At 63.6% G+C, this 11554-nt stretch carries 11 protein-coding genes; 9 read left to right on the forward strand and 2 right to left on the reverse strand.

Annotation, left to right across the window (positions count from 1 at the left end; translation table 11 throughout):
* Positions 1-116 precede the first annotated feature (116 nt).
* Positions 117-446 carry a hypothetical protein gene (locus VSR68_RS20510; protein WP_342941596.1) on the reverse strand — a complete coding sequence of 110 codons (330 nt, stop codon included), beginning with the start codon at positions 444-446 and terminating at the stop codon, positions 117-119.
* Positions 447-586: 140 nt separating this feature from the next.
* Here VSR68_RS20510 and hpnI point away from each other — a divergent pair, with 140 nt between their 5' ends.
* From hpnI to VSR68_RS20540, 6 genes are all read left to right on the forward strand, one after another.
* The gene (hpnI, locus tag VSR68_RS20515) at positions 587-1837 is read left to right on the forward strand and encodes a bacteriohopanetetrol glucosamine biosynthesis glycosyltransferase HpnI (RefSeq protein WP_342941597.1); all 1251 of its coding nucleotides are present in this window, start codon (positions 587-589) and stop codon (positions 1835-1837) included.
* Between the two features lie 59 nt (positions 1838-1896).
* On the forward strand, positions 1897-3321 hold the full coding sequence (hpnJ, locus tag VSR68_RS20520) for a hopanoid biosynthesis associated radical SAM protein HpnJ (RefSeq protein WP_342941598.1): 1425 nt from the start codon (positions 1897-1899) through the stop codon (positions 3319-3321).
* A complete protein-coding gene (gene hpnK / locus VSR68_RS20525; protein ID WP_342941599.1) occupies positions 3318-4163 on the forward strand; it encodes a hopanoid biosynthesis-associated protein HpnK in 846 nt (281 codons plus the stop codon). The genes hpnJ and hpnK overlap by 4 nt, the downstream gene beginning before the upstream one ends.
* Positions 4164-4167: 4 nt before the next feature.
* Positions 4168-5232: a lysylphosphatidylglycerol synthase domain-containing protein gene (locus VSR68_RS20530; protein WP_342941784.1), complete on the forward strand. Its 1065-nt coding sequence runs from the start codon at positions 4168-4170 to the stop codon at positions 5230-5232.
* Positions 5233-5439: 207 nt separating this feature from the next.
* Entirely contained in the window at positions 5440-5904 is a 465-nt protein-coding gene (locus VSR68_RS20535; protein ID WP_342941600.1) for a Fur family transcriptional regulator, read from the forward strand.
* A gap of 537 nt (positions 5905-6441) precedes the next feature.
* The gene (locus VSR68_RS20540; protein WP_342941601.1) at positions 6442-7155 is read left to right on the forward strand and encodes a carbonic anhydrase; all 714 of its coding nucleotides are present in this window, start codon (positions 6442-6444) and stop codon (positions 7153-7155) included.
* Between the two features lie 48 nt (positions 7156-7203).
* Here the strand turns inward: VSR68_RS20540 and VSR68_RS20545 are convergent, their stop codons facing one another.
* Positions 7204-8610 carry a PLP-dependent aminotransferase family protein gene (locus VSR68_RS20545; protein ID WP_342941602.1) on the reverse strand — a complete coding sequence of 469 codons (1407 nt, stop codon included), beginning with the start codon at positions 8608-8610 and terminating at the stop codon, positions 7204-7206.
* A gap of 767 nt (positions 8611-9377) precedes the next feature.
* On the opposite strand from VSR68_RS20545, the gene VSR68_RS20550 reads away from it, so the two are divergent.
* From VSR68_RS20550 to VSR68_RS20560, 3 genes are read left to right on the forward strand one after another with little or no spacing between them, the layout of a single operon-like run.
* Positions 9378-9521 carry a hypothetical protein gene (locus tag VSR68_RS20550; protein ID WP_342941603.1) on the forward strand — a complete coding sequence of 48 codons (144 nt, stop codon included), beginning with the start codon at positions 9378-9380 and terminating at the stop codon, positions 9519-9521.
* Positions 9522-9566: 45 nt separating this feature from the next.
* Positions 9567-10556: an iron-containing redox enzyme family protein gene (locus tag VSR68_RS20555; RefSeq protein WP_342941604.1), complete on the forward strand. Its 990-nt coding sequence runs from the start codon at positions 9567-9569 to the stop codon at positions 10554-10556.
* The gene (locus VSR68_RS20560; protein WP_342941605.1) at positions 10556-11551 is read left to right on the forward strand and encodes an iron-containing redox enzyme family protein; all 996 of its coding nucleotides are present in this window, start codon (positions 10556-10558) and stop codon (positions 11549-11551) included. The genes VSR68_RS20555 and VSR68_RS20560 overlap by 1 nt, the downstream gene beginning before the upstream one ends.
* Positions 11552-11554: the final 3 nt, after the last annotated feature.

Consider the following 11554-nt stretch of genomic DNA (forward strand, 5'->3'; position numbering starts at 1 on the left):
GACTCGGGTCGCTACCATCGGGGGTGCCATGTCCGGCGGGTTACGGGCACGTTTGAATTCGGCGCACCGACACGCGAACTTCACACAAGGGAGTCGGCACAGCGGGCCGGTGCGCGTCATGTAGGGCTGGCTGTGTGATGAAGCAAACCACTGTAGAGATGATCCGGGCACATGTCGTCACGGCTTCCGTTGCTGCGACGGCCATTGATGTGGCAGTCGTCAGCCTGCTTTTCTTCTGCAAATTTCCGGAGTCGATGTTCGAGACGGCTTCGTTCCGTGTGCTTACGTTCACCTTGTTGCTCGCTGTCGTTCTTGCGACGCGCCACGCGGCGCATATCGCGTTCCGCGCGGCCGTCCGGCGGCGTCATGCGCGCTTCGTCGGGCCGCAGGAGGACGCGGTTTGTGTGTCCTCCATGTGTCCGGCGCGCAGACTGGTTATTCTTCATCTGCATTTCACCGGCATGCCTTACGTTCCCGTCAACCGGACGGGATGGTGACCGCGTCTGTGACGCGTGTCATCCGTTTATGCGCGGCTGTCGACGAGACAGCCGGCTTCTGAACTCTGTTTGCCGGAGCAACTGAAATCATGCAGGACGCCCTGCTGCACATCTACTGGCTGCCGACGGCGCTTGCGCTCGGGGCAGCCGTGTATGCCGTCATCGCGGTGGTGGCCTCGATCGTTTCGATGTCGCGAGTCGCGGCGGCCGAAAGGCGCGTCGCGCCGACGCCCGTGAGCGTGCTGAAGCCGCTATGCGGTGCCGAGCCCAGGCTCTTCGAGAATCTCGCCACGTTTTGCGAGCAGACGCATCCGTGCTTCGAGCTGATCTGCGGCGTATCGCGCGCGGACGATGCCGCCGTCGCGATCGTGCATCGCTTGCAGACCGTATATCCCGAACGCCAGATTTCGCTCGTGATCGATCCGCGCATCCACGGCACGAATCTGAAAGTGAGCAACCTGATCAACATGGCCCAATGGGCGCGGCACGACGTGTTCGTGATCGCCGACAGCGACATCGCCGTCGAAGCCGATTATCTGGAGCGCGTGTGCGCGCCGCTCGACGATCCGCAAGTCGGCATCGTCACGTGCCTGTATCGCGCGAAGGGCATCGCCGGGTTCTGGTCGCGCGTGGGCGCGCAGTTCATCAACGAATGGTTCGTGCCTTCCGTGCGCGTCGCGCATATGTTCGGTTCGACGCGCTTCGGCTTCGGCGCGACGCTCGCGTTGAAGCGCGCGACGCTCGCGCGCATCGGCGGCTTCGAGCGTCTGAGAAACACGCTCGCCGACGACTACTGGCTCGCCGGACACGTGCGCGAACTCGGCTTGCAAACGGCGCTGTCGCCCGTCGTCGTCGAAACGGATGTGACGGAATGCACGCTGCCCGCGCTATGGGATCGCGAGACGCGCTGGCTGCGCACGATCCGCTCGGTGAACCGCGCGGGCTTCACGTTCCTGTTCGTGACGATCACGCTGCCGTGGATGTTGTGCAGCGCGTGGCTCGCATTCGCGCTGCACGGCGGCGTGCATTCGACGGGCCTCGCGCATGACGCGCTTGCGCATCCCGCTGTGTCGATCGCGTTGATCGTCGCGACAGTAACGGGAATTTCGGCGCGCGTCATCCTGCATGCGATGATGAGCGCCGAGCGAAACATGTTCTGGCGCGATCTCGCGCTGACGCCCGTGCGCGATGCGCTGATGTTCGCACAGTGGCTCGCGGGATCGTTCGGCTCGACCGTGGTGTGGCGCGGCGTGCGCATGCCCGTCGAGGAAACGGACAATGGGGCGGCCGTGTTCCGGCCTGAGCCCGTCAAGGCACTCGAAGTATCCGACGGCCGCTGAACGCGCTGTATCCGCAGCAGTGGCGCGTTCGGCTCAATTGAAACTCGTGGAAAACGAACATGAAGAAGACGTTATTTTTGCAGGCGCCGTCGTATGACGGTTTCGATGGCGGCGCGGGGTCGCGTTATCAGGCAAAGCGCGAGATCCGCTCGTTCTGGTATCCGACGTGGCTCGCCCAGCCGGCCGCGCTCGTGCCGGGCAGCCGCGTGCTCGATGCGCCCGCCGATGGGCTGTCGGTGGAAGCGACGCTGGCGATCGCGGCGGAATACGAAGTCGTCGTCATTCATACGAGCACGCCGTCGTTCCCGACGGATGCGCTCTTCGCCGAGCAGTTGAAGGCGCGCGCGCCGAAGGTGATGGTCGGCATGGTCGGCGCGAAGGTGGCCGTCGATCCGCACAACTCGCTGACGGCGAGCGACGCGATCGACTTCGTCTGCCGCGAAGAATTCGATTTCACCTGCAAGGAACTCGCCGAAGGGATGCCGCTCGCGCAGATCAAGGGCCTGAGCTATCGCGCCGCCGACGGTTCGATCGAGCACAACGAAGCGCGCCCGATCCTCGAAAACATGGACGAGCTGCCGTTCGTCGCGCCCGTCTATCAACGCGACCTGAAGATCGACAACTACTTCATCGGCTATCTGAAGCATCCGTATGTGTCGATCTACACGGGACGCGGCTGCCGCTCGCGCTGCACGTTCTGCCTGTGGCCGCAGACGGTGGGCGGCCATCGCTATCGCACGCGCTCCGTCGAGAACGTGCTCGAAGAGGTGAAGTGGATTCGCGACAACATGCCCGAAGTGAAGGAGATCATGTTCGACGACGACACGTTCACCGACTTCAAGCCGCGCGTCGAAGAGATCGCGCGCGGTCTCGGCAAGCTGGGCGTCACGTGGTCGTGCAACGCGAAGGCGAACGTGCCGTATTCGACGCTGAAGATCATGAAGGAAAACGGTCTGCGTCTGCTGCTCGTCGGCTATGAGTCCGGCGACGACCAGATCCTGCTGAACATCAAGAAGGGCTTGCGCACCGACATCGCGCGCCGCTTCTCCGATGATTGCCGCAAGCTCGGCATCAAGATTCACGGCACCTTCATTCTCGGCCTGCCGGGCGAGACGCAAGAGACGATCAGGAAGACGATCGAGTACGCGAAGGAGATCAATCCGCACACGATCCAGGTGTCGCTCGCGGCGCCCTATCCCGGCACGACGCTGTACCAGCAGGCCGTCGAAAACGGCTGGCTCGAAGAGAACAAGGTCATCAACCTCGTAAGCAAGGAAGGCGTGCAGCTTGCTGCGATTGGGTATCCGCATCTGTCGCGCGAAGATATCTATCACCACCTCGAACAGTTCTATCGCCAGTTCTATTTCCGGCCGTCGAAGATCTGGGAAATCGTGCGCGAGATGCTGATGAGCTGGGACATGATGAAGCGGCGCCTGCGCGAAGGCGTCGAGTTCTTCCGCTTCCTGCGGGCTCGCGAGGCATGACGCAGCCGGGCCGGCCCCGACGCGCACTGATCGTTACCGCCGACGACTTCGGCCTGCACACGCGCATCAACGAAGCCGTCGAGCGCGCGCATCAAACCGGCGTGCTCACGGCGGCGAGCCTGATGGTGTCGGCGCCCGCCGCCGCCGATGCCGTGCGGCGCGCGCAGCGCAATCCGACCTTGCGCGTCGGCCTGCATATCGTGCTGGCCGACGGCGTGCCGATGCTCGCGACGCATCTGATCCCGGCGCTCGTCGACAGGCATGGGCGATTCGGCGACCGCATGGTGCGCGACGGCTTTCGCTTTTTCCTCCTGCCGGAAGTGCGCCGTCAGTTGAAGGCGGAAATCCGCGCGCAGTTCCAGGCGTTCGCGCACACGGGGCTGAAGCTCGATCACGTGAACACGCACAAGCACTTTCATCTGCATCCGACGGTGCTCGCGCTGATCATCGAGGTCGGCAGCGACTTCGGGTTGAACGCGATGCGTCTGCCGTATGAACCCGGCGCGCCGGCGTGGATCAGGCCGTGGATGGCTCGCATGCGCAAGCAGTTGGATAATGCAGGGATCGCGCACAATGATTACGTGATCGGCATGTCGCAGACGGGGCGGCTCGACGAAGCGGCGCTGCTCGCCGCGCTCTCGCGGCTGCCAGAAGGGGTCGGAGAGATTTACGGTCATCCGGCTGTGGCCGGAGACGGGGCGATCACGCCCACGATGCAGACGTACCGGCACAGCGACGAATTCGACGCGCTGGTGTCCGGGCGCGTCGCATCCGCAATTGCCGCGAGCGGGGCGATCACGGGCGGTTTCGCCGACGTGTTCTCGCAGCGGACTTATGTATGACGAAGTGATGAAGTGGCTTAAATGGTTGGGTTTGCCCGCTGGCATCGCGGTGCTGATCGCGCTGGCGTTGCACGGCGGCATGAACGACGTGCTGCGGGCGATCGGTGCGGCAGGCTTTGCGCTGCTGTGGCTCGTGCCGCTGCACGCGCTGCCGCTGCTGCTCGATGCGCAGGCGTGGCGTCTGCTGCTCGGCAAGCGCGCGCCGCTCGCGTATCTGTGGTGGGTCGCGACGGTGCGCGAGGCGGTCAGCCGGCTGTTGCCCGTGGCGAGCATCGGCGGCGAGTTCGTCGGCGTGCGGCTCGCGCGCTGGCGCACGGATGACGCGAGTGTCGTCGGCGCATCGGTGATCGTCGAGGTGCTGGTCACGATGGCCGTCCAATACGTGTTCGCGGCAATCGGTCTCGTGATGATCGTCGCGCAGACGGGGCGCGACGCGATGCTCGTGACGGTCGGCGCGGCACTCGTGCTGTCGCTGCCGCTGCCCGTCGTCGTGTTCGTGCTGTTGCGGCGCGGCGGGCTCTTTCACGCGATCGAGCGATGGTCCGCGCGTCTGCCGATGAGCGAGCATTGGGGCGTCGAGCGCATAGGCGGCGCGCGGCTCGATGCCGCCATCGATGCGTTGCTGCGCGAACCCGGCCTGCTGCTGCGCGCATTTCTGTGGCAGTTCGCGGGGTATGTGCTGGGCGCGTCCGAGGTGTATCTCGCGCTGTGGATGCTCGGGCATCCCGTTTCGATCGGCGGTGCGATCGCCGTCGAGGCGTTCACGCAAGCCGCGCGCCATGCGGCGTTTTTCGTGCCGTCGGGGCTCGGCGTGCAGGAGGCCGTCGTCGTGCTGCTCGCGCGGATGTTCGGCGTCGACGAGCAGACGGCGTTTTCGCTTGCGCTCATCAAGCGCATGCGCGAGGTCGTGTTCGGCTGCGTCGCGCTCGCTTCGTGGCAGTCCGCCGAGCTCGTTCGCAACCGCGTCCGCAATCGCCGGGACGCGTGGCACAAGAATCCGTCGCTCAGACCGGCCGAGCATCGCGTGCCGTCTCGCGAGGGCGTCGAGCGCAAGCGTTCTTCGCGCTGATTGACTCTGTGGATCGGCGGCGTGCAATCTGTGCAATTCGCGCGATGTGAGTTGCGCATGTTTGCGCAGCGGATCAAGCGGACCGCGCGCATGCGCTGCGCGCGCTTTCCCGAATGCGAATCGCAATCAACTAAATTCCCGGAAATGTGCGAGTCGATGTCATAGGCTGAAAGCCGACGCCTTCGAATCGATACAGAACGGCTGCGCATGCCGCCTCGTTCACCATCCCCGATACATCTCCTCGACGCGCTCAAGCGCGCCGGCCTTGCAGGCACGGCCGCGCAGGCCGCCGTGCTCGATTATCTGCAGCATGTGAAGCACGGTCACTACCGCGCAGAAGAGATTCATCGGCGCATTTCGGCGAGCGGCGAGCGGATGAATCTGTCGACCATCTACCGCGTGCTCAATCAGCTCGTCGATGCCGGACTCGTCGCGAGCGTGCCGCTCGGCAAGCACCACAGCCTCTACGAGCTGAATACGGGCAACGCGCACGATCATCTCGTGTGCGTCGTGTGCGGACGCGTCGAGGAATTCTCCGATCCGGCGTTCGATCGCCGGCGCAACGCGATCGCGAAGAAGTTCGGGATGCGCTTCGTCGGCAGGACGCTGGCGTTGCAGGGCATCTGCGCCGAGTGCGTGGCGCGCACGCATCCGCCTCGCACGCGGACGTAGTGGGCGCAATGGACGTAGCAGCAGGGCAGGCCATGCGTCCCTGCGGCGCTGGCACGCGTTTGCGTGCTCAGGAAAGGACTGTTTCCATGTGACGGATTAATCCGCGGCGCGGGAACGGCTAAAGTGATTCGTGTGCGCGGTGGTCCCTTCGCGCGCGAGAGAGCTTCCCCCGGTCTCCGGCACCCGGAGACCGGGGTTTTTTTCGATTGCTCCGGTTTTTTGAAGCGGGTAACGTGAGATCGCCTCTTGAGAACAGGCGAGCTTTTGTCGAGCCCCGCGCCGCTCCGATCACGTCCGGCCGGGGCTTTTTTTCTGCCTTGCGCTTTTGCCTGTGCTTCCGCCTGTACTTCTGCCTGCATCTCCGCGTGCGCTTCTGCATGCATCATTGCCTGCATTTTTGCCCTGCGGCATCGCCCATCGCGATCGGCCGTGTTGTCCGGCCTGCCTCGATACGGACCTGTCCGCCGGCTGACGCCAACGCGTCGTACACTCTCGTTCAATCATCACCGAGCCGCACCGCGAAGGAGGAACATTTTCATGCCGGACGATCCGCTCAACACGAGGCGCCTTCGCGATCCGGCGAACTCTGATCTGCTGCATCTGCTCGATGGTGTCGAGCAGTTCAGCGACCAGGTGTTTCCCGCCACCCAGGCGCTCTTTGAGAGCCTTGCGCTAGGGCAGGCGCCGCATACGCTGTTCATCACGTGCGCCGATTCGCGCGTGTCGCCGGAAATGATTACGCAGACGCATCCCGGCGAGCTGTTCGTGTGTCGCAACATCGGTAATATCGTCCCCGCTTACGGCGAGATGCTGGGCGGCGTGTCGGCCGTCGTCGAATATGCGGTGCTCGCGCTGAACGTGCGGCAGATCGTCGTGTGCGGACACAGCGATTGCGGCGCGATGCGCGGCCTCGCGGGCACGGCCCCGATGACGGCGGAAGACATGCCGACCGTGAACGCGTGGCTGCGCAATGCGGAGACCGCGCGCAGCGTCGTGCAGGCGCGCAACGTGGGCCGCGATCAGCTCGTGCAGGCGCTCGTCGAGGAGAACATCCGGCTGCAACTGATGCATTTGCGAACGCATCCGTCCGTCGCGGGACGGCTCGCGCAACGGCGCCTCGACGTGCAGGGCTGGGTGTACGACATCGGGCACGGACGTATCACCGTCTTCAACGACGAGGACGACACGTTCGAGACCGTGCGCGAAGCGCGTGAGCGGCTCCAGCGGCTTGCACTGCGACAGGGCGGCTGAGCCGGTCTGGCACCTTCGATTCTCCGCTGCCGACGTTCGCCTGTCCGTTCATCCGCCCAGCGCCGCCGCGCGGCGCAGAAATCCCATCGCGCGTTCGTTGTCGAGATACGCGGTGTTGAAGCGGACCCACGGTGTCGGCTCGCCGTGCGGCCGGTAGTAGCTGCCGGGCTGCACGGTGATGCCAGAGCGGGCTGCCTCGGCGACGAACACATCCGAATTCGGCACGCCCGGCACGCGCGCCCACACGAGCGTGCCGCCGCAAGGCTCGTCGAATACCTGCCAGCCGACGCTCGCGAGCAGTTCCACCGCCGTCGAAATCGCGCCGTTCACGCGCCGGCGCAGCCGCTCCAGATGCTTGCGATACGTGCCGCGCTCGAGCAGCGCGGCCACCACGCGCTCGCTGAAACGCGTGCCGCCGAGGCTCGTCAGCGCTTTCACTTCGACGAAATGCTTGACGAGCGCCGCTTCGGCCGCGATGTAGCCGAGCCTCAGCGACGACGACAGGCTCTTCGAAAATCCACCGATGTACACGACGCGCGTCAGCCGGTCGAGCGACGCGAGACGTTGCGTCGGAATGGTCTGGAAATCCGCGTAGACATCGTCTTCGACGATCATGAAGTCGTGCTCCTGCGCGAGTTGCAGCAGCCTGAAGCCGACATGCGGCGCGACGTTCGTGCCCGTCGGATTATGAAAGACGGTGTTGAGGAAAAAGAGCTTGGGCCGGTGCGCTTTTAACAGCGCTTCGACGGCTTCGACATCCGGCCCGGTCGACAGGCGCGGCACGCCGACCAGCTCGATGCCTTGCAGCTTGAGCAGGCCGAACAGGTTGAAGTAGCCGGGATCTTCGACGAACACGGTGTCACCGGGTTTGAGCAGCATTCGCACGACGAGATCGAGCGCCTCGCTCGCGCTGTTCGTCACCATGATGTTCTGCGGTTCCGCCGCCACGCCGACAAACGCCAGCCGCTGTTCGATCTGCAGACGCAATTGCGGGTCGCCTTGCGGAATCGCGTAATCGATCAGGCTGCGCGCGTCCGTGCGCGACGCCTGCCGGATCGCCTGAGCGATTCCTTCGACATCGCGCCAGGCCTCGGGAATGAAGCCGATCGACAGATTCAGCACTTCGTCGGGCCGCTCGAACTGGCGCAGGATCTGATCGGATTCGGGTGTCGCGCGGATCGCGTCGAGCCCGCGCGTGGCGCGCGGCGCTTTTTCGAACTGCTCGGCGACGTAATAGCCGGAGCCGTGCTTCGGCTGGAGCAGGCCGCGCGTGGCGAGCCGGTCGTACGCCTCGATGACGGGAAAGCGGCTGATGTTGTGCTCGGCCGCGAACTTGCGGATGGACGGCAAACGCATGCCGACGCGCAACTCGCGCGACAGGATCAATGCCTCGACCTGCCCGACGATCTGCTCCGTGAGCGGGGTGGAAGTTGCGACGTCGAGGGTAATTTTCATTCGCCTCCCGTTTCAAGTGTTCGTGTGAGTTCCCCGAACACTTCGCGCAAATTGATCGAAAGTGTTCATTCCAGTCGTCGAAGTTTACCGGAACAATAGGCCCGACGAACGAAATTCTTCGCGCAGATTGTTAGCTGAAAAGCGCTTTAAATCAATAGCTTGCTTAGCCTTTGCCGAATCCGGAAACCGCCGGTGAATGCGGCCGAACACTTTGAGTGATCGCACGAAAGCAGAACTGTATTGAGAAAACTTCCGAGGCCGTGCGAAACGACATGGCCCAGCAGAACCTGAGAGAACCCGAACCTGAGAGAAACCATCGAACGGCGGCCGCTAACGAGACTCCGACCGGACCGACCAGTCTGAAATCGACCTTTGAGCGCGCTCCCCACTGCGGGAGCGCCCCTTTTGTGTGTCGAGCGTTCAGTCTGCGGCCTCGGTGCGACACTCCGGCACGCATTCGATCGCGGCGCGAATTGCCACAAGCGTTGCGCCGCCATTCCTTTGCCGCGACCTGCGGCATCGGGCCGATAAGCACACGTCTGACTGAACCGGAACGGACACGAAGAATCCGCTGGTGTCGGGATCCACGACGGCGAACGGGGCTACATCTATAAGCCTGTTGCGCTCATCGTCTTGCCGCCGCAGCCGGGCGATGCTGTCCGCGAGATGGCTCTGGATTGCTGGCTCCGGGTGCGAAGAACTGTCCACTTCGAGTGGGCAGCTTGTTAAGTAGTGCAAATGTAAATAGCCAACCGAAGGAGATTGAAATGACGCAAACGCAGGTTCAACAGGTTCAGCCGCAACAGCCGTCCCAGGCACAGCCGCAAACGGACCGACAGGACGACAGAAAAGTGACGGTCGTGGTCAAGCCGCGCAAAGCCCGCCCCGTGCTGATTCCCGTCCATCTGTAACGAGCGGGCCGGCACTTCGCGTGCCGGCCGCGAACGGAGGCTGTCGTGATCGACGACATCTTTGAACCACACGCGTTCGTGCTGGCGGGAAAGTGTCTCAGCACGTCGCCTTCGCTCGTCATCGAAGACGACGAGCATCAATACGAATTTCCCGCGTCCGCCGACGGTGAAGACGCGGCGCCCCTCATCAGCGCGCTGCGCTCGGGCGTCAAGACCGACGAGGTGCTGGCGCGCTATTCGGCTTATGAACAGAGGGTGTTCGACCGGCTGAAGGAACTGCAACTGGTGCGCGCGGTGAAGCCTGCGCTCGCCCGCAGCGGCCTTGACGTGCTGCTCGAACTCGAAGATCTCGCCAACGAACTGCTGTACCGCACGCTCTACACAAACGTGTTCTGGGAGAAGTGCGCATCGGCGAGCACGCGCGACGACATACCGCTCAACGTGATCCACGGGATGATTGTCGAGAACTACCATTTCCTGTTCCGCGAAAGCTACTTCGACGCGCCCGTTCTTTCGTACGTCGCGAATACGGGTGTGCGGCTCGCGATGAACGAGTTTTACGCGGAAGAGTACGGCCACGACGAGCTGCTGCTCAAGGCGCTGACCACGCTCGGCGTCACGCGCGAAGATCTCGCGCGCACGGTGCCGCTGCCGCAAACCATGGCGCTGTGCAATGCGCTCGCGTATTGGGCGCACAGCGATCCGCTCTTCTTCTTTTCGACGCTCGGCATTCTCGAAGGGAAGGACATCAAGCAGGATTCGTTTCTCGATGCCGCGTACCGGATCGGCGTCGATCCAGCGTTGCTCAGGCCCGTCAAGGCGCATTCCGATATCAATCTGCACGGCGGCCACGGCAGCCTCACGCGCAACATTTTCTCGCGCATTCCCGCCATCGCGGAAACGGACGTGCGGCGCATGCGCGCGCAGACGCATCTGTTCATCGAGCTGTACGACCAGTTCTATACGGGCATCTGGCAACACTATTCGACGTCGCCGACGCTGTTGCGCAAGCTCGACGTCGACGAGGAGGCGTAATGCAGGCCACGACCGCATCGGATCTCTTTTCCGCGCCGCGCTTGCGTCCCGGCGTTCAGCTGATTCAGGAACACAACGGCCTGACGATCGACTATCGCGAGCAGTCGTGCTCCGTCGTCGCCGACATGCAGGGCTCATTGCAGGCGTTCGCCGATTCGCTGAAGCAGGGCGACGCGACGATCGCCGAACTGAAGCACCGGCATGCCGATCTCGCACCCGAAATCGACGGGCTCATCGAGGAATTCGACCGGCTCGGCTTGCTCACGGAGAGCGCTTTTCCGACGCCGCGAGGGTGCCTGTCGGGCGAGGAGTTCTATCACCGGCTCCGGAAGTTCGCCGCCGAAACGATCGAGGGCAAATCGAAGTCGCGCTTCTATCAGGGCCTGCGCGATAGAACGCTGCCGCGCAGCGCGCTGATCGGCTATGCGCTCGAATACTTCTACATCGTCCGCGAAGCGCCGGGCCTGATCGCGCCCGCGCTCGGCCACGCCGAACCCGTGAAGGTGCAGAAGCTGCTGCAAGGCTTTCTCGCGTCGGAGCTGAATCACGATGAGATGCTGCGCCAGTCGCTGCATGCCGTGTCCATTCGCACCGACAACCTGGACTACCTGGTGCCGCTGCCCGCCACATTCGCGCTGTGTGCGTCGCTCGGCGTGTACGCGCGTCAACACTCATTGAGCTTCAAGGCGCTGCTGTTCCTGTTCGAGCAGCCAGGCGTGAGCTTTCATGTCGAACTGGCCGACTATTGCCGCGAGACGGGCATCCCGGAGGGCTTCTGGCGCCCGATCGCCCGTCACGCGTCAATCAACGACGAGTTCGATCACGACGACATCTCGCTCACGCTGCTCTCCGGGATCGACGCTGTGTCGCCCGAAGAGCAGCTGACCGTGAAAAAGCACGTGATGCTCGCGATCGAAACGATGGTGCTGCAAGAGAACCAGATTCTCGATTACTACGGCAGGCGGCCCGTCGTGAAGCCGCGCACCTTCGCCTGAGCA

This window comes from Paraburkholderia phymatum (genome assembly GCF_038900715.1).
GTDB lineage: Bacteria > Pseudomonadota > Gammaproteobacteria > Burkholderiales > Burkholderiaceae > Paraburkholderia > Paraburkholderia phymatum_A.